Here is an 18,268-nt window from a genome sequence, read left to right on the forward strand (position 1 = left end):
ATTACAGTTTAGCAATATTAAACGCCAGTATTTCATAAAATACTGGCGTTTTTATTGATACAAAAAACATAAAATCAAGATGTTAGAAAAACCATTTTTCTATTGGACTTTATTACTGATTTTTTAGTAACTAAAAGCCTCCTTTAAAAAATTATTTTTAGTATATTCCATAGAAACAAACCCAATTTAACATGAGAAGACGACTACCCAACTACCATTGGCTGTATTTTCTGTTCGCAGCATATTTTTGGCTAGGTCTCCAAACTGAACTTTTAGCACAAGAAACAACGACAGTTATTTCCGGCTCCGTTATAGATGGAAGCAGCAATGAAAAACTTATCGGGGTAAACATCCTCGTAAAAGGAAAGGTGATAGGTACCATTACTGATTTAGATGGAAATTTTTCATTGAGCGTTCACCAAGCTCCTCCACTGGTGCTTATATTTTCCATGGTGGGCTATACCAGTGAAGAAATTACCATTGACCAAACCAATACCGAAAACCTGCAGGTTACTCTGGAAGAACAAACCCTCTTAGGACAAGAAGTTGTCGTCTCAGCGTCACGAGTGGAGGAAAGTATACTCAGTTCTCCGGTATCCATAGAAAAAATGGACATATTGAGTATAAAAGGCGCTCCAAGTGACAATTATTACAAGGCTATTGGGAACCTCAAAGGAGTAGATGTCACCTCCTCCTCTATCAATTTCCAAATCATCAATGCCCGGGGTTTTAACTCTACGGGTAATACCCGGTTTGTACAGCTTATCGATGGTATGGATACCCAAGCTCCTGCACTGAATTTTCCTATAAGTAACCTTAATGGCCCTTCGGAATTGGATGTAGAAAGTGTAGAGTTTATACCTGGAGCTTCTTCAGCACTTTATGGACCCAATGCCTTCAATGGCATCCTTTTGATCAATAGCAAAAGTCCCTTTGATTACCAAGGCCTCAGTGCCTATTATAAACAAGCCTTTAACCATTTTGGTGGCACTGAAGGAGAACCTCAAAATGTACAGCCTATCTATGAAGGTGCTATTCGCTATGCCAAAGCTTTTAACAATAAATGGGCATTCAAACTCAGTGGCTCCATGATGGAGGCTACAGACTGGTATGGAACGGACATGTCCGACCTTAATGCCATTAGTCAGGGCGACCTCCCCTTTAATCCTGGGGCCAACAGGATCCATATATTTGGGGATGAAGTATCTAATAATATAGGCCTACTAAGAAATCTGACCTCTGTTCAACAGGCTGCAAACAATATGGGGATAGGCGACTATATTCCGAGTATTCCAGACCAAGTCGTTTCTAGAACAGGCTATGAGGAAAGGTATTTAGTAGATTATGGTTCTTCCAATTATAAATTCAATGGAGCCTTGCATTATAGGATTAGCGACCGAGCCGAACTTTCCTATTCAATTAACTATGGATCAGGTACCTCAGTCTATACCGGCGCACAACGTTATTCCCTATCAGAATTCAATATCACTCAACATAAACTGGAACTCAAAGGAGACAATTTCTTCTTAAGGACATATACCACGAGGGAAAATTCCGGAGGTTCATTTATCGCGGACTTAACTGGTGTACGGATCAATGACACCTGGAAGGACAATACCACATGGTTTGGTGAATATACCTTAGCTTATATGCTTTCCATGGCCCAGCAGGGTGTAAGTCCAGGGGCCCAAGGTAGTATTGAACAGCAAGCAGCTGCTCACCAGTTTGCAAGAAACATAGCAGACGTAGGAAGGTATACTCCAGGTTCTGAATCATTCAATAATACCTCGGAGCAGATAAAATCTGATTTTGTTCCGCAAGGCTCACTTTTCAATGATCGCTCGCGCATGTACATGACCGAGGGACAATATGATTTCAAAAATGAAATTGATTTCATCAATCTTCAGGCTGGTGCAAGCTATAGACTTTATGACCTCAGCTCAGGAGGCACTATTTTCCCTGATGGTGAAGGGAATGATATTACCATCTCAGAATTTGGCGCCTTTGCCCAGGCTTCCAAAACATTATGGCAAGATCGCTTGAAACTAATGGCTTCACTAAGATATGATAAGAATGAAAACTTCAAGGGACAGGTTAACCCAAGAATTTCTGCAGTCATTACTCAGGGCAACTCCAATATTCGACTTTCTTATCAGACAGGATTTAGAATGCCCACCACACAGGGCCAGCATATTGATCTCAACGTGGTTTCTGCAAGATTACTGGGGGGACTTCCTTATTACAGGCAGAAATATAAAATATTTGAAAACGCCTTTAGCCTAGCATCTGTAAATGATTATACTGCCGCGGTAAGTACTGGTTTAAGCCCAGTTGATCCAGAAGCCACCAGTTTATTGGTCCCTGTCAACGACCTGCCTGAGCTAAGGCCAGAACAGGTCAAGTCTTTTGAAATAGGCTATAAAGGCCTGATATTGGACAACAGATTACTGATTGACTTTGCTTATTATTATAATGCCTATAATGATTTTATTACCCAAACTGCTGTAAGAAAAGCACCAGGTCCTGTCTATCCTAACCCTATTAATGAAGACCAAGTGGCTATCAATGCTGTGAATGCCCCTTCATTATTGACCCCAATCACTACACCTGGAGAGGAAAACACCTTCCAAACCTATACCAATTTGGTAGGCAATACCGTGAAGGCAAATGGAGCAGCTATAGGGCTTGAATACAGCCTTCCCAGAAGCTTTACCATTGGCGGTAATTATAATTATAATAAGTTGATCAGTGATATTCCAGAAGGCTTTCTAGCTGATTTTAATACTCCTGAACATAAATTCAACCTGAGTTTTGGAAATAGAAAGCTGACAGACCGTCTTGGATTTGGCATCAATTACCGCTACCAAACTGCCTTTAGATGGGAATCTTCATTTGCACGTGGAGAAGTTCCTGAAGTAGGGCTTTTGGATGCCCAGGTCAACTATAAGGTGAAAGCCATCAAGTCTGTCCTCAAACTTGGAGGATCCAATATCTTGAACAAAAGGTATACCCTGAATTATGGTGGACCCAAAATGGGAGCTATTTATTATATCAGTATAACATTTGATGAGTTATTAAACTAAATCCAAGCTATATGAAAACCCAAAGACATTTATATTTGCTACTATTGACTTTGTTTTTCTCAGCTTGTCAATATGAGTTTCCTGATTTACCGCAAGAAATTCCAGATTCCGGAGAAGCGGACTTTTCTAAAACCATAGCAGTGGGTAACTCCATCACTGCAGGGTATATGGACGGAGCCCTTTATAACAGAGGCCAGCAAAATTCCTTTATGGTGATTTTAGCCCAACAGCTTGAGCAAGTGGGTGGCAGTGATTTTACCAATCCAGCTATTAATTCTGAAAATGGATTTTTTGCCATGGGGCCAAACGGTCCTTTGGGGAGGTTGATATTGACCAATAATCCACTATTGGGACAGGTACTGCCTGCTCCCATTGGACCTGGTGACTTGCCCGCTGCTTTTACTGGTGATAAGTCTGAACTCAATAATTTCTCTGTTCCCGGAATTACCTTGGGACAAGCACTCACACCTTTAACCGGAGGACCGCCCAGTGAAACCAACCCTGCCTATAATCCACTTTATGCCAGATTTGCCAGCAGCCCTGGACAATCCACGCTGATCGGAGATGCAGCAAATGCACTGGCCAATGGAGGATCTTTTTTCAGTTTTTGGCTAGGAGGCAATGATGTCCTTGGTTATGCAGTAGGTGGAGCTGCTAACCCTTCCATTCTCACCTCAGACGAAGATTTCCAAATCCGTTTTACCGCAGCACTCAATACTTTGTTGACAGCCAATGAATCGGCCAATGGAATGGTATTTAATATTCCTCAAATTGTGGATTTACCCTATTTTAATCTGGTTCCTTATAATCCTCTTCCTTTGAGCCAGGAAGAAGCTGACCAGGTCAACCAAGGTTATGCTGCTTATAATGGAGGATTGATTCAGGCCCAAACCCTTGGGCTCATCTCAGAAGAAGAACGTAACTACAGGACCATCAGCTTTGAGGCCGGTTTGAATGCCTTTGTCATGGAAGATGAAAACCTTACAGACTTAAGCGCATTAGGTATGCCATCAATGAGGCAAAGCACCATGGAGGATAAAGCGGTTTTATTGCTATCAGAAGCTTTAATCCCTATTGAAGACAGTCCACAAAGAGGTGTTGAATTTCCAGTAGAAGATGAATATGTACTGACACCTGAAGAGCAAGATGAAATCAGCTCAAAAATCAATACTTTTAATTCATATATCACTAATATGGCCAGTGCAAATACAGATAGACTGGTAATGATCGATATCCAGTCCTTTTTTGACCAATTGCAAAATGGGGAAGTCAATGCAGGAGGCGCCATATTAACAGCAAGCATTATTCCTCCTAATGGAGCCTTCTCCGTGGATGGAATTCATCCCAACGCCCGAACACATGCCTTTATCAGCAATCTTTGTGCTGAGGCAATCAATCAAAAATGGAAAGCAAGGATTCCCAAAGTAAATCCCAACGCCTATATTGGAAATGACTTACCTAGATAACAAAAAAAAAAATCCTGCTTAAAAAAGCAGGATTTTTCATTCACTTTAACCACTAACAACCATAAAACAAAGATTCATCATACTCAAATGAGCAATCAGAATGATGAAAACATCGCTTTGTTGTAGTCCGTACGGGAATCGAACCCGTGTTTCATCCGTGAAAGGGATGCGTCCTAACCCCTAGACGAACGGACCATAATCAAAAGACAAGTGTAACCTGTCATTTTAATAAAAAAATCCTGCTTAAATAAAACAGGATTTTCCATTCACTTTAACCACTAACAACCATAAAACAAAAATTCATCATGCTCAAATGAGCAATCAGAAATGATGAAAACATCACTTTGTCGTAGTCCGTACGGGAATCGAACCCGTGTTTCATCCGTGAAAGGGATGCGTCCTAACCCCTAGACGAACGGACCAAAATAGAAAAGACAAGGTTAAAATGGTAGTCCGTACGGGAATCGAACCCGTGTTTCATCCGTGAAAGGGATGCGTCCTAACCCCTAGACGAACGGACCATTTTGTTTTTGTTTCCTTGCCTTTTCTTTAAGGTGATGCAAATATAGAGGGTTAAATTAACAATGCAAAACCCAACCAAAAATTATTTGGCATTTTCTTACAAACAGCTGGAAACGAAGGAGAAAAATTTAACAGTAGTCAATGTGCCCGTTCTTTAGTAATTTCACAGGCAGAAATTAAAACCCAAATTGGTAATATTAAGCATGGCAAAAATTAAGGTAGCCATCAATGGCTTTGGCCGAATTGGCCGTTACACTTTTAAACTTCTAGAGAAAAACCCTCAAGTGGATGTGATTGCCATCAATGATCTGATGGACATTAAAAATCTTTCCCACCTCCTGAAATACGATTCTGTACATGGACGCTTTCAGGGAGAAGTCATCACCCAAGATGCCAATATCATGGTCAATGGCAAAACCATACAAATATATGGGGAAAAAGATCCTGCCAAGCTACCCTGGGAAGCCTTGAACATAGACTTGGTTATTGAATGCACCGGTAGATTTGTAGCGAAAGAGAAAGCTGAAGCACACCTTCAAGCAGGAGCTAAAAAGGTAATCATCTCTGCTCCTGCTTTAGGGGAAATCCCTACCGTTGTGCTAGGCGTGAATGACCATATCATCACCGGAAAGGAAAATATCATTTCCAATGCCTCCTGCACCACAAACTGCTTGGCCCCAATGATAAAAGTCCTGGAGGAGGAATTTGGCATTGATAGAGGCTTTGTATCTACCGTGCATTCCTATACGGCTGACCAGAACCTTCAAGATGCCCCACATCGGGATCTTAGGAGAGCAAGAGCAGCTGCCTGCTCTATTATCCCTACGACTACCAATGCGGCCAAAGCAGTTGAACTGGTAATGCCAGAAATAAAAGGAAAAATCCATGCTATGGCCTATAGGGTACCTGTGCCTGACGGTTCTTTGACAGAAATGAATGTAATCCTAAAAAAAGACACTGACAAAGAGGCGATCAATAATGCCTTTAAAAAAGCCTCAGAAGGTGCAATGAAGGGCTATTTGGAATATATAGAGGATCCAGTGGTATCATCTGACATTATAGGCAACCCACACTCCTGTATCTTTGACTCAGACTTAACGGAGGTAAAAGGTAACTTCGTAAAACTGATAGGCTGGTATGACAATGAATCAGGATATGCCAATAGAGTAGTTGATCTCGTATTAAAACTTAGTCAAATTGAGCAATAGTTAACCAACTGATGATGATGAAGATCATTTCCTTTGAAGCTGATTTGGAGAATTTCCATTCGAAACTATGGCAATACCATATCCCCGTCCCTGCTGAAATAGCTGATCAATTTATTGATAAGGACAATAGAAGGGTGATTTGTCATCTTGGAAACACTTCCTTTAAGGCAGCTTTAATGAAAACCAAGGAATATTGGTTTATCCTCATCAATCAAAAAATAAGGGAGGAGCTGAATCTTAACGAAGGTGACACTATTAGCTTAAAACTTGAAAAGGACCACTCAGAATATGGACATGAAATGCCCGAAGAACTACAGGTACTCCTGGATCAGGACGAAGAAGGAAATGGGTATTTCAAGTCCTTGACTATGGGAAAGCAAAGGAGTTTGATATACATCGTCATCAAAGTCAAAAACAGTCATAGTAGGTTAAATAAATCCTTGGCTATTGTTGATCATCTGAAAGAAGTTCAGGGAAAACTGGACTTCAAATTGCTAAATGAAAAAATCAAATATTATAACAATCTGGATAAGCCTCTAAAATAGCTAATTGCAACTGAGTGGAATGAATTTAATAGTATTTTTAGTTTTGAAAATAACAAATTCAAACTACTATGTCGCACCATCATCATCATGGGCAAAACAATATAAAAACAGCTTTTTTTCTCAATCTGGGCTTCACCATTTTGGAGTTTTTTGGAGGCATCTATGTCAATAGTATTGCTATAATTTCTGATGCTCTGCACGATCTTGGAGACAGTCTCTCCTTAGGTCTTGCTTGGTATTTGGACAATAAATCCAAAAAGAGCGCCACCAATACATTTACTTTTGGCTATAAGAGATTCTCCTTACTGGGAGCCCTTATTAACAGTCTTGTACTGATAGTTGGCTCTATATTCATTATTCGGGAAGGGGGCATGCGACTTTTTGAACCAGAATTTTCAGACGCTAAAGGCATGATGGTCTTTGCGATAATTGGGGTTCTGGTAAATGGTTATGCGGCCTTTAAGCTGAGTCATGGCAAAACCCTAAATGAAAAGGTCATCTCCTGGCACCTTATTGAAGATGTTCTGGGTTGGGCAGCAGTATTGATCGCTTCGATAATCATGATGTTTTGGGAAACTCCATACCTAGATCCTGCCCTATCCATCATGATTACCCTATATATTCTATGGAATGTATTTAAAAGATTGAAAGAAACCTTGATGATTTTTTTGCAGGCCAGTCCGAGAGAGATTGATGAGCAAGAAATTACAGCAAAACTCAAAGCGCTTCCCCATGTCGATTCTATACACCATGTGCATATATGGTCACTGGATGGAGAAAAGCATGTTTTCACGGCACATATAAAACTTAAGGAAGTAGCTGGATTTGATGAAGTCCTTAGGCTAAAAAAAGAATTGAGGACACTGCTTAAAGGCTATCCTTTCTCTCACCATACCATTGAAGTGGAACTGCCAGAAGAGATTTGCGCAATGGATTAAACAGAAGTCAAAAGACTCCATCAAAGTCCAATTCAGTGTGAATTAATCCAATACCTTGACTAATGACACTTTTCCCAAAGCAATAATTTACCTTTTACTAATGAACCCTTCTGAAGATAACAATCAGGTATAACTTTAGGATCTGAGCAATAGGTCGCTACCCTAGTTCCCACTGGCATTTTTCCCAGCTGCTGCTTAAGGTAAAGGGTATAGCTTTGATAAACTTCTTCATTAATGACCACATCCTTATCTATCGCATCAATGGTATCTAAATTTTCATGGAAAGAATTAAAAAAATAAAACGCATCAAATTGCATTAAATCCAATTCCTCTACAGAAGAATGAAAAAATTCAACTTGATTTTCCAAGTCCAATTCTCTGGCTATTTTTCTAGATGACTTGACGAGGAAAGCTCGCTTTTCAACACCGTAAAACAAACAGTTGGATTGCATTGCCCCTATCAAACAAAATTTTCCAGAACCCGAACCGATATCTAGAATTTTAGTATCCACCCCTCGGCATAAAAACTCAACTACCTGTTTAATGATGGACAATGGTGTCCAATGTCTAGAGGATAGTTGCTGAATTTTAGGAGAAAACAAAAGATCAAAATCCCTATCCGTAAATTCTTTGGGCAATAGTAATTTATCCTTCATAATGGACTAATAAAGCTTCTTTCGCCACTGCTTCTTCTCTCCCTGTTTCTTTTTACTTTCCAATCTTCTCTTGACTGCCCCCTTACTTGGCTTCGTTGCCTTCCTCACTTTTTTCCGCACAAAAACATCACTTAGTACCTTTTGCAGCTTCATCAAAGCTATGGTTTTATTTTGTAATTGAGACCTGCTTTCCTGAACGGTAATTTGTAGGGATCCATCAGCATTTAGCTTCCCGGATAGACTTTTTTTTATCTTATCTTTCTCCCCCTCATCAAATAATTGGCTAGACTCAAAATCAAAAACCAATACCACTTTTGTATTTACTTTATTTACATTTTGTCCTCCTGGCCCTCCACTTTTGACCGCTCTTATATTCACTTCGGACGAAAAATCAATGGCCTTTATTTCTGCAGCACTTCTCAAAACTAACGGTGTTTTTTGTGTTTCTTCATATATTCTGAAGGAGAGATATCCATTACATTCTTAAACTGTCTATTGAAATTCGAAAGGTTATTAAAACCACATTCGTAACCTACCTCAGAAATATTCAATCTTTCTTCAATCAATAATTTACAGGCATAGCCCACCCTGATCTCATTAAGGAATTTGGAATAGGTTTTCTTGGTGGATTTTTTAAAATACCTGCAGAAAGCTGTAGGATTCAGGTGTACCAATTCGGCTACTTCTTCCAATGTAATATTCCTTTTGAAATTATTAAAGGTAAATGAATATACCTTATCGACCCTGTCGTCCCCCGTGATATGCAAGGGAAAGCTAAATCCATCAGTACTAAGCAAGTCAATGTCTTCTTCTTGGGACAATGCAGCTAAAAACTCCATCAAAATGACCAATTGATTCACTCCTTCAGCCTCATGGATCTTTTGCATCCAGGCCAATGCATTCTTTTTAGTTTCCCCCAGAAACCTAATCCCTTGATTGGCCTTATCAAGAAGTTTTCTTACTTCTTTCATTTCGGGAAGGTTAAGGAATTCCTCACCAGCAAAATTCTTATTGAAATGAACAGAATAGGCCTCAGCACTGCCCTCTATTTTTTCCTCAAAATATTCAGGGTCATTCTGCCATAAATGAGGTAAATTTTCTCCTATCAATATTAAGTCCCCTTGATCAAATTGCTCTATATTATCACCGATAAACCTTGTCCCTTTGCTTTTTAGAATATATACCAATTCAAGTTCACTATGATAATGCCAAATATCCAGAAAATAGGGATAGGAATGTTTGGCCACCAAAAACGAGCGGTCAAAGGGGCTTTTTCTTTCAAGTAATTTGGCTTTCATATAACTTGTTAAATCTTAGATCATTTTGTGATTTATTGCGACCAATATTACAAATATTATCGAACAAAATCAAAACTACCCAAAAAGTAAGCAAAAATAGTATTATATATAACTAAGATTAATGTAGCCATTAAGTACAAAACATGTCAACTTGCATGATCTTTTCTAAGAAGCAAAATAGAACAATATATTAATTGAAAATGAACATTAAAATTACCGACTATCTGGTAAAGGATATTAGATTTCCAACCAGTAAAGAAAAACATGGATCAGATGCGATGAACCCTGATCCTGATTATTCTGCTGCATATATCATTCTAAAGACCAACCATCCTGAATTGGAAGGTCATGGATTGACTTTTACCATAGGTAGAGGTAATGAAATTTGTTGTGCAGCTTTGGAAGCCATTGCACACCATGTAATCGGAAAGGACCTGGCTGAATTTACAGCAGACATGGGAGCATTTTGGAAAATGGTGAATAGTGACAGCCAAATCAGGTGGCTGGGACCGGAAAAAGGTGTGGTGCACTTGGCCACAGGAGCCTTGGTCAATGCTGTTTGGGACCTTTATGCCAAAGCTGAGAAAAAACCACTTTGGAAGCTCATCGGAGAAATGTCTCCAGAAGAATTGGTAAAATGTATTGACTTTACTTATATCACTGATGTAGTGACCCCTGAAGAAGCTTTGGAGATCTTCAAAGAAACCACCGAAGGCAAAGCCGAACGCATTAAATTCCTAGAAGAAAACGGTTATCCTGGATACACCACCTCTGCTGGCTGGTTGGGCTATACGGATGAAAAAATCAGGAGACTTTGCCGCGAAGCCAAACAAGAAGGCTGGAAGCATATCAAAATGAAAGTAGGTGCCAATTTGGATGATGATATGCGCCGAGCAGCCATCATTCGCGAGGAGATAGGCGACGACATGTACCTCATGATGGATGCCAACCAAAGATGGGAAGTTAGTGAAGCCATTGAAAACATGAAACAATTGGCTAAATTTAACCCACTTTGGATCGAAGAGCCTACCAGTCCTGATGATATCCTAGGCCATAAAGCCATCAGCGACGGAGTTAAACCTATCTTGGTTGCCACTGGTGAGCATTGCCAAAACAGGGTTATCTTCAAGCAGTTGATGAAAGCTGGTGCTTTACAGATTTGTCAGATTGATAGCTGTAGAGTTGGTGGAGTAAATGAAAACCTTGCTATCATGTTGATCGCAAAGAAATTCGATATTCCAGTTTGTCCTCATGCTGGCGGTGTGGGTCTTTGTGAATATGTTCAGCACCTATCCATGATAGACTATATTGCTATCAGTGGAACCATGGAAGGCCGTGTGATCGAATATGTGGATCACTTGCACGAACACTTTATTGATCCAGTGATCATTAAGGATGGTCGTTATCAAGCTCCTAGCCTTCCAGGCTATAGTATTGAAATGAAGGCAGATTCATTGGCTGAATATGATTTTGCCAATGGTCCAGTTTGGAATGAAGAGCCCGCAAAGGCCTAATTCCAACAGTCCAAAATAGAGGAAAAACAATTTAGAATTAGCTTTGCTAATTGATTTTGGAAGATATATAAAACATGGAAAATAAAACCATTTTGATTACCGGTGGAGCAAGTGGAATTGGCTTGGCCATGACCACCCGCTTTGCTGAAGAAGGAGGAAATGTATATTTCATAGATTTTGATCAAAATTCAGGAGAAAAAGTAGCTAAGGAGCTGACAGAAAAAGGTCATAAAGTCACCTTTTTACAGGGAGATGTTTCAAAGACCGAGGAGATGAAAAATACCATCAACTCCATACCGGGAAATATTGACGTATTGGTCAATAATGCTGGGGTTTCCCATGTTGGCAATTTGGAAAACACCAGTGAAGCAGATTTTGACCGATTATATCAAGTGAATGTAAAAGGAATATATAACTGCAGCATAGCCAGCCTGCCTAAAATGAAGGAAAACGGTGGTTCCATCGTCAATATGGCTTCAGTGGCTTCTACCATCGGAATTCCTGATCGATTCGCTTATTCCATGACTAAGGGAGCTGTATTTTCCATGACGCTTTCCATGGCCAGGGATTACGTTTCCTATAATATCAGGGTAAACAGCATTGCTCCAGGTCGTGTACATACTCCTTTTGTAGATGGCTTTTTGGCTAAAAACTACCCTGGCCAGGAAAAGGAAATGTTTGACAAATTAGCTGCTACCCAGCCTATAGGAAGAATGGGTACCCCAGAGGAGATTGCTGCCATGGCATTATACCTTTGCAAGGACGAATCATCCTTCCTGACAGGTGGAAACTACCCTATTGACGGTGGTTTTGTCAATCTAAAAATGTAATGTAAGAGAGGCTATCTCAAATTTCCACGTCATTGCGATTGTAGCGGTAGCGAAAAGAAGCAATCTCCACTTTCGTACAATCCGAATACATCGAGATCACTTCGCTTCGCTCGTGATGACGTATTTCAGACTTTTGAGAAAGCCTCTATTTTCAATATATAATCTATAACAGGTAAGCCCATTATTACTTACCTCAAAAGAATAATTAAAATGAAATTATTAAGATTTGGAAATGCTGGCCAAGAAAAGCCAGGTATTGAGAAAGCTGACGGAACACGTATCGATTGCAGTGCTTTCGGACAGGACTGGACAGAAGAATTCTTGGAAAATGACGGCTTGAACAAATTGGCAGCTTGGTTGGAAAACAACGAGGCTGATTGTCCAGTTGTGAGCAATGAAACCCGTCTGGGCCCTCCTATCAAGCGTCCTTCAAAGATCATCTGCATTGGTCTAAACTATTCTTTGCATGCCAAGGAAAGTGGCATGGAAGTACCAAAGCAGCCAGTAATCTTTATGAAGGCCACTTCTTCCCTATGTGGACCAAATGATAATATTATCATCCCAAGAGATTCTGAAAAGACGGATTGGGAAGTAGAATTGGCCGTGATGATCGGTAAAAAAGCCAGCTATGTAGCCAAGGAAGATGCCATGGATTATGTTGCCGGTTATTGCTTGCTTAATGATGTTTCTGAGCGTGACTTCCAATTGAGCCATGGTGGCCAATGGGTAAAAGGAAAAAGTAATGATAACTTCTCTCCTTTAGGACCATATTTGGTAACCAAAGATGAGATCGAAGATCCTCACAACCTTAACCTATGGTTAAAAGTGAATGGCAAAATGCTTCAGAACAGCAATACTTCTGACTTGGTATTTGACATTCCAACTTTGATTAGCCACTTGAGCAACTATATGACATTATTGCCAGGAGATATCATCTCTACTGGTACTCCTGCTGGAGTTGGTTTGGGATTGACCCCTCCTACCTACTTGAAAGAAGGCGATGTAGTGGAACTTGGCATTGATGGACTGGGTACTTCCAGGCAAACTGCTGTAAACTATAAGAGATAATTTAATCCTTTAACTATATTTAAACCTGCCATTCCTAGGATTGGCAGGTTTTATTTGTCTTACCCAAAAGAACTACTGATGAAAATAGATGCCCACCAACATTTTTGGAGATACAATTCGGAAAAACACGCCTGGATTGATGAAAGTATGTCTGTGATCCGTAAGGATTTCCTCCCTTCTGACCTCAAGCCCTTATTAGACCATGAAGGATTTGACGGTACGGTTGCCGTGCAGGCAGATGAATCATTGGAAGAAAATGAATTTTTATTGGGACTGGCCAAAGATAATCCCTGGATAAAAAAAGTAGTAGGCTGGGTAGATCTTTGTTCTGACAAGGTAGAAGCTGACCTGGAAAAATACAGTGACACAAGTAATATGTGTGGTTTCAGAATGATTCTTCAAGGGCAGCCACCAGAACTAATGGCTGATAATGCTTTCAGAAAAGGCGTTGGCTTATTGGAAAAATTCGGATATACCTATGATATTCTGATCTTTCCACATCACCTTGAGGCAGCTATTGATCTGGTAAAAAGCTTTCCTAATCAACCTTTCGTGATTGACCACTTAGCAAAGCCTTATATCAAAGATGGAAAAATAGACGAATGGGCCCAAAACATGAAGCTCATTGCAGGATTTGAAAATGTAAACTGTAAAGTTTCCGGGATGGTAACAGAAGCTGATTGGAATAAATGGACCAAAGCTGAATTGGCCCCCTATATGGATGTGGTCTTTGAAGCATTTGGCAGCAAAAGATTAATGTTTGGATCTGACTGGCCAGTAGCGCTATTAGCAGCAGATTATCCAAATAACGCTGGCATCGTCAAAGACTATATTGAAGAATTGAGTGAAAGAGAGCAAGCTGATGTTCTTGGAATTACTGCTGCTAAATTTTATGGAATTAAATAACTATATGTACCGACCAATTGAAGGATTTCAGTTAAACATTTCGTTTATAAGGGGATAAATTCAAAGTTGCCTATCTTCATTTAAAATTATAAAGTTGGTATACCCACAAAGATTCCGTATTCTCCATTCAAAAAAACATTCCCTCTGATTTCTCATAAATTGTATGGCTTATTTAATCCGTGTTAATCTGTGAAATTCGTGAGATATAAGTTTATTGATGAAATAACAGATAATCATATTAAAAAATAAAATCATGACTAAAAGATACACACTCGCTTTAGACCTAAAAAAAGATCCAAAAATAATAGAAGAATATGAAGCCTACCATAGAGCCGTATGGCCAGAAATCATTAAAAGCATCAAAGATTCCGGCATAGAAAGCATGGAAATTTACCGTTGGGAAAATAGACTTTTCATGATCATGGAAACAAGCCCAGAATTTTCCTTCGAGAAAAAAGCTGAATTGGATGCCGGCAATGCCAAAGTTAAAGAATGGGAAGACCTTATGTGGACATTCCAACAGGGACTACCAGGTGTTCCAGAGGGTGAAAAATGGCAAGTAATGGACAAGATTTTCGATATGAAATAAATAGTATTGAGTAGAGAGTCCTGAATCTTGAGTAAGTAATAAGAAGGAATATCGCTTTTAAGCTGCCATTAAAGTGATGCCAGCCTGAGCCCTTCGACTTAGCACAGGATAAACTTAAGCCGAAGATTAAAGATTGGACCTCTATTCTATTTGGTGATTAGACCGGTCCGATCAGGCTGACTTGTTGTCCCGTCAGCTTAGCTGTGGGACATTTCAATTATTAGGAGAGCCAATTTTATTAAAATTCAAAAGGGAAAATTAAAGCCAATTACAGATGAACAAAACAAATTTCACTAGCCTCATTTTGCTTCTCATCACCTTTATTTCTTGCTCGTCTCCAGATCAGACAAAGCAGCAATCTATGCTGTTGGATGTACCTTTTGAAACTGACAGCACAAAAACATATGGTGAGCCCTATTTAATGACCTCAGCTACGGGCCAGACTTATATGTCTTGGATAGAAAGAGAAGGAAATAATGCTGAATTAAGGTATACTTATTTTGACGAAGAAAAATGGAAAAGCCCACAAAGCATAGCCTCAGGCAATAATTGGTTTATCAACTGGGCAGATTACCCCCAAATTGCCAGTAAGGATGGTAAGTCCATGCTCTCATTTTTTCTCCAAAAAAGTGGTAGCAGTACTTATGCTTATGATATCCAATACCTGAGTACATTGGATGGAAAAAACTGGACAGCCCCGAAAACCCTACATGATGATGGCTTGCAGGCTGAACATGGCTTTGTTTCCATGCTTCCATATGATGGAAATTATCTTATCTCGTGGTTGGACGGAAGAAACTCTGCAGGACAAATGGACCACCATAACCATCAGTCTGGAAGTATGGCCGCCATGACCCTAAGAGCTGCCATTCTCTCACCTGAGGGAGAGAAACTTCAGGAATGGGAAATAGACAACCGCACCTGTGACTGTTGTCAAACCTCAGTAGCTTTAACCAATAATGGACCAGTAGTAGTTTACAGAGACAGGGGAATTACTGAAACGCGGGATATTGCCATCAGCAGGTTAATCCATGGAAAGTGGACAACACCCAAAATTATCTTTCTAGACAATTGGCAAATCAAAGGATGCCCAGTTAATGGCCCCAGGGCAGCATCAAAAAACAATAGCCTAGCTGTGGCTTGGTTTTCAGCTGCCAAAGGCCTGCCAGAAGTCAAGGTGATTTTTTCAAGGGATGGCGGTGAAAATTTCGAAAACCCAATTAAAATCAATGCGGCTCCAAGCATTGGAAGAGTAGATATTGTAATGATAGATGAAAGTACCGCCTATATATCATGGATGGAAAATGGGGAAATCAAAGCCAAGAAAGTGCATCAAAATGGAACGAGCGAAGAAGCAATAACTATAGCAAAAACTACGGAGGAAAGGTCCAGTGGCTTTCCTCAAATGACAATCGCTAAAGAGGGATTATTATTTGCTTGGACAGACACAGAAGGCAAAAGCACTAGTATAAAAAGCAAATTACTAAAAACACAATAATCCCCTATTATTCAAATTTTTACAAAAATATTTTTTTTTAAACTATTTTTTTAATTGACTTTTATTTCTACATTTATAGAACAACGTCTAAATATGTAGAAATGAAGCTTACTCCTAGTGAAGAACAATTGATGAATTACCTTTGGAAATTGGAAAAGGCCTTTATGAAAGACCTTCTTGAAGCTCATCCAGATCCCAAACCAGCCCCCACCACAGTGGCCACCCTTTTGAAGCGAATGACAGAAAAGAAATTTGTGGCATTCAACACCTTTGGCAACTCTAGGGAATACTATCCACTGATAAAAAAGAGCGCTTATTTCAGCAAGCAGGTAAAAGGAATCATTAAAAATTTCTTTGACAATAGCCCCTCCCAGTTTGCCTCTTTCTTCACCTCAGAAACTGACTTGAGCCAAGAGGAATTGGAGGAACTCAAACAATTGATAGATCGTCAAATCGAAAACAAAAAGCAATGATAGCCTACTTGATCAAATCCGCAATTAGCCTGTTAATTTTATACTTGGTTTATCATTTTCTACTGTCGAAAGAAAAGTCTTACCAATTCAACCGGTATTTCCTCCTAGGAAGTCTTATCTTTTCATTGTGTGTGCCTTTCATTCAGTCTCCTCTTGAACCCCATACAAAACTTGTAAAAGTTACTCCTACTTTTGAAAGCTTTACAGCAGAAGAATTGATGCCTGCAAGCCCAACAGTTACCAATTCAACACCAATTATACCAGGGAAGGAAACTGATAATATGCTGATTTCAAAACAATCACCATCATTATGGACCATTATCCTGGCAGTTTATTTATTGGTTTTACTTGTCTTAGTAATTCGTTTGACGATCAACCTTCGCACATTATTTTTAAACATAAAGAAGGGGCCCATTATTGATCAAGGGTACTACAAGGCTGTATTGAGTAAAGGAAAAGACCTTCCTTTCACCTTTTTCAAATATATTTTTCTAGAAAAATCGCAATTCCTTAATGGGCAGGTCAATCCCCAATTACTACTTCATGAAGAAATCCATGTCCGCCAATGGCATAGCGTAGATATACTTTTTATCGAAGTGCTTAAAAGCATTTTTTGGCTCAACCCTGTATTTCAGCTTTATAAAAAAGCCATACAGCTCAACCATGAATTTATTGCTGATGAGGCAGTTGTTCACAGCTGTGAGGACAAAAAAGGCTATCAATATCTCCTGCTCTCCCATGTGCTGCAGCATCAGCAAAACCATTTGGTAAGCTATTCCAAATATTCATTGACCAAAAACCGAATAACCATGATGAACAAAACCAAAAATTGGCCAAAGACCACAATAAAGATCTTATTGACTGTACCCTTTGCTATTGGAATCGTATCATTGCTCGCCATGAGTCCTCAGAAAAATACTAGAACACTCTCAATTGATACGCCCACTTCGATAGTCTCTCAACAACAGGATGATAAATATCTGGAAGAATACAAACAGCTTTATCAAAATTACGAAAGACTATTGAATGAAAGTCGATTAGAAAAACGCGCATTAAATGACAATGAATATAACCTCGATAGAATGAGGCAACTTTGGGCATATATGTCTGAAGAAAGTAGAACTAGAGCACCAAAACTTTCAATTATAAAAGCACCTCCAATTCTTAGCAAAAGACACCCCTCAAACTATCAAATGAAAGAGTGGAAAAAAAATACTGAGTATAAAATATTATTGGACGGAAAAACAATATCAAACAATCAACTTAAAAAGTATAATCAAGAAGACATTGCTTTTTGGTACTATCATAGAAACTACACCACTAAGGGCAATGGAATATATGATTATGAAACTGAGGTTCATTTACAAACCAACAATGGTTTTTATAGGACTTTTTTCATGAATAGAACAGGTTATGACCATGTTTCTGCATATGAGAAAGCCATAGAGATTTATTTTGAGCACCAGAAGAATCCGAAAAAATATAAAGGGCAATTGGGCGGAACACTTAAGGATTTACAACAAGTCTACAGTCAAATCCCAGAATGGAAAAGGGAATTGTACAAAATCAAAACTCCCTTAGAAGCCATAAAAGGAGAAAGTAAAAACAATGGAATAGGTTTTAATTATATCCCCTATTTCAAACCGCAAAAAAATGATCAGTGTTAAACCCTAA

The 18,268-nt window shown here is 39.3% G+C and carries 16 protein-coding genes and 3 tRNA genes; 13 read left to right on the forward strand and 6 right to left on the reverse strand.

From position 1 onward, the window contains the following. Positions 1-191: 191 nt before the first annotated feature. Together H7U17_RS17140 and H7U17_RS17145 are read left to right on the forward strand one after the other, a co-directional pair. Positions 192-3,083 carry a TonB-dependent receptor gene (locus H7U17_RS17140; RefSeq protein WP_186757974.1) on the forward strand — a complete coding sequence of 964 codons (2,892 nt, stop codon included), beginning with the start codon at positions 192-194 and terminating at the stop codon, positions 3,081-3,083. Positions 3,084-3,094: 11 nt separating this feature from the next. After that, a complete protein-coding gene (locus H7U17_RS17145; RefSeq protein ID WP_186757975.1) occupies positions 3,095-4,549 on the forward strand; it encodes an SGNH/GDSL hydrolase family protein in 1,455 nt (484 codons plus the stop codon). Between the two features lie 123 nt (positions 4,550-4,672). Here the strand turns inward: H7U17_RS17145 and H7U17_RS17150 are convergent. The 3 genes from H7U17_RS17150 to H7U17_RS17160 form a co-directional block, all read right to left on the reverse strand. Next, a tRNA-Glu gene (locus H7U17_RS17150) sits at positions 4,673-4,744 on the reverse strand. A 155-nt stretch (positions 4,745-4,899) separates the two neighbouring features. Beyond that, positions 4,900-4,971 (reverse strand) — tRNA-Glu (locus H7U17_RS17155). Positions 4,972-4,995: 24 nt separating this feature from the next. Further along, positions 4,996-5,070, reverse strand: a tRNA-Glu gene (locus tag H7U17_RS17160). Between the two features lie 204 nt (positions 5,071-5,274). On the opposite strand from H7U17_RS17160, the gene gap reads away from it, so the two are divergent. From gap to H7U17_RS17175, 3 genes are all read left to right on the forward strand, one after another. Then, a complete protein-coding gene (gap, locus tag H7U17_RS17165; RefSeq protein ID WP_186757976.1) occupies positions 5,275-6,279 on the forward strand; it encodes a type I glyceraldehyde-3-phosphate dehydrogenase in 1,005 nt (334 codons plus the stop codon). Between the two features lie 14 nt (positions 6,280-6,293). Then, on the forward strand, positions 6,294-6,824 hold the full coding sequence (locus H7U17_RS17170) for a YdeI/OmpD-associated family protein (protein WP_230981463.1): 531 nt from the start codon (positions 6,294-6,296) through the stop codon (positions 6,822-6,824). 68 nt (positions 6,825-6,892) lie between these two features. Then, complete coding sequence (locus H7U17_RS17175; RefSeq protein ID WP_186757978.1) at positions 6,893-7,762, forward strand: cation diffusion facilitator family transporter; 870 nt, start codon at positions 6,893-6,895, stop codon at positions 7,760-7,762. 59 nt (positions 7,763-7,821) lie between these two features. On the opposite strand, the gene H7U17_RS17180 is transcribed toward H7U17_RS17175, so the two are convergent. Genes H7U17_RS17180 through H7U17_RS17190 form a run of 3 tightly spaced genes read right to left on the reverse strand, consistent with a single transcriptional unit; the run spans position 7,822 to position 9,716 of the window. Further along, positions 7,822-8,418, reverse strand: a complete 597-nt coding sequence (locus H7U17_RS17180; protein WP_186757979.1) for a methyltransferase domain-containing protein — start codon at positions 8,416-8,418, stop codon at positions 7,822-7,824. A 6-nt stretch (positions 8,419-8,424) separates the two neighbouring features. Beyond that, positions 8,425-8,841, reverse strand: coding sequence for an alternative ribosome rescue aminoacyl-tRNA hydrolase ArfB (arfB, locus tag H7U17_RS17185; protein ID WP_186757980.1), 417 nt, complete (start codon positions 8,839-8,841; stop codon positions 8,425-8,427). Positions 8,842-8,843: 2 nt separating this feature from the next. Then, positions 8,844-9,716, reverse strand: coding sequence for an AraC family transcriptional regulator (locus tag H7U17_RS17190; RefSeq protein WP_186757981.1), 873 nt, complete (start codon positions 9,714-9,716; stop codon positions 8,844-8,846). A gap of 200 nt (positions 9,717-9,916) precedes the next feature. Between H7U17_RS17190 and H7U17_RS17195 the strand changes: the two genes are divergently transcribed. The 8 genes from H7U17_RS17195 (at position 9,917) to H7U17_RS17230 (ending at position 18,261) form a co-directional block, all read left to right on the forward strand. Further along, complete coding sequence (locus H7U17_RS17195) at positions 9,917-11,230, forward strand: L-fuconate dehydratase (protein WP_186757982.1); 1,314 nt, start codon at positions 9,917-9,919, stop codon at positions 11,228-11,230. Between the two features lie 74 nt (positions 11,231-11,304). Then, positions 11,305-12,060 (forward strand): SDR family NAD(P)-dependent oxidoreductase, encoded by a 756-nt coding sequence (locus H7U17_RS17200; RefSeq protein WP_186757983.1) that lies wholly within the window; start codon positions 11,305-11,307, stop codon positions 12,058-12,060. 210 nt (positions 12,061-12,270) lie between these two features. Beyond that, positions 12,271-13,128: a fumarylacetoacetate hydrolase family protein gene (locus H7U17_RS17205; RefSeq protein ID WP_186757984.1), complete on the forward strand. Its 858-nt coding sequence runs from the start codon at positions 12,271-12,273 to the stop codon at positions 13,126-13,128. 78 nt (positions 13,129-13,206) lie between these two features. Further along, a complete protein-coding gene (locus H7U17_RS17210; protein WP_186757985.1) occupies positions 13,207-14,034 on the forward strand; it encodes an amidohydrolase family protein in 828 nt (275 codons plus the stop codon). Positions 14,035-14,287: 253 nt separating this feature from the next. Beyond that, positions 14,288-14,623 carry an L-rhamnose mutarotase gene (locus tag H7U17_RS17215; RefSeq protein WP_186757986.1) on the forward strand — a complete coding sequence of 112 codons (336 nt, stop codon included), beginning with the start codon at positions 14,288-14,290 and terminating at the stop codon, positions 14,621-14,623. A 274-nt stretch (positions 14,624-14,897) separates the two neighbouring features. Beyond that, entirely contained in the window at positions 14,898-16,121 is a 1,224-nt protein-coding gene (locus H7U17_RS17220) for an exo-alpha-sialidase (protein WP_186757987.1), read from the forward strand. Between the two features lie 101 nt (positions 16,122-16,222). Continuing rightward, complete coding sequence (locus H7U17_RS17225; RefSeq protein WP_186757988.1) at positions 16,223-16,594, forward strand: BlaI/MecI/CopY family transcriptional regulator; 372 nt, start codon at positions 16,223-16,225, stop codon at positions 16,592-16,594. After that, entirely contained in the window at positions 16,591-18,261 is a 1,671-nt protein-coding gene (locus H7U17_RS17230; RefSeq protein ID WP_186757989.1) for a M56 family metallopeptidase, read from the forward strand. The genes H7U17_RS17225 and H7U17_RS17230 overlap by 4 nt, the downstream gene beginning before the upstream one ends. The last annotated feature ends 7 nt before the right edge of the window (positions 18,262-18,268 follow it).

The sequence above is a fragment of the Echinicola salinicaeni genome (genome assembly GCF_014280965.1).
GTDB classification, from domain to species: Bacteria; Bacteroidota; Bacteroidia; order Cytophagales; family Cyclobacteriaceae; genus Echinicola; species Echinicola salinicaeni.

Coding starts and splice junctions, on each gene's coding strand:
- H7U17_RS17140 (WP_186757974.1), top strand. CDS start 192: ATGAGAAGACGACTACCCAACTACCATTGGCTGTATTTTCTGTTCGCA.
- H7U17_RS17145 (WP_186757975.1), top strand. CDS start 3,095: ATGAAAACCCAAAGACATTTATATTTGCTACTATTGACTTTGTTTTTC.
- gap (WP_186757976.1), top strand. CDS start 5,275: ATGGCAAAAATTAAGGTAGCCATCAATGGCTTTGGCCGAATTGGCCGT.
- H7U17_RS17170 (WP_230981463.1), top strand. CDS start 6,294: ATGATGAAGATCATTTCCTTTGAAGCTGATTTGGAGAATTTCCATTCG.
- H7U17_RS17175 (WP_186757978.1), top strand. CDS start 6,893: ATGTCGCACCATCATCATCATGGGCAAAACAATATAAAAACAGCTTTT.
- H7U17_RS17180 (WP_186757979.1), bottom strand. CDS start 8,418: ATGAAGGATAAATTACTATTGCCCAAAGAATTTACGGATAGGGATTTT.
- H7U17_RS17190 (WP_186757981.1), bottom strand. CDS start 9,716: ATGAAAGCCAAATTACTTGAAAGAAAAAGCCCCTTTGACCGCTCGTTT.
- H7U17_RS17195 (WP_186757982.1), top strand. CDS start 9,917: ATGAACATTAAAATTACCGACTATCTGGTAAAGGATATTAGATTTCCA.
- H7U17_RS17200 (WP_186757983.1), top strand. CDS start 11,305: ATGGAAAATAAAACCATTTTGATTACCGGTGGAGCAAGTGGAATTGGC.
- H7U17_RS17205 (WP_186757984.1), top strand. CDS start 12,271: ATGAAATTATTAAGATTTGGAAATGCTGGCCAAGAAAAGCCAGGTATT.
- H7U17_RS17210 (WP_186757985.1), top strand. CDS start 13,207: ATGAAAATAGATGCCCACCAACATTTTTGGAGATACAATTCGGAAAAA.
- H7U17_RS17215 (WP_186757986.1), top strand. CDS start 14,288: ATGACTAAAAGATACACACTCGCTTTAGACCTAAAAAAAGATCCAAAA.
- H7U17_RS17220 (WP_186757987.1), top strand. CDS start 14,898: ATGAACAAAACAAATTTCACTAGCCTCATTTTGCTTCTCATCACCTTT.
- H7U17_RS17225 (WP_186757988.1), top strand. CDS start 16,223: ATGAAGCTTACTCCTAGTGAAGAACAATTGATGAATTACCTTTGGAAA.
- H7U17_RS17230 (WP_186757989.1), top strand. CDS start 16,591: ATGATAGCCTACTTGATCAAATCCGCAATTAGCCTGTTAATTTTATAC.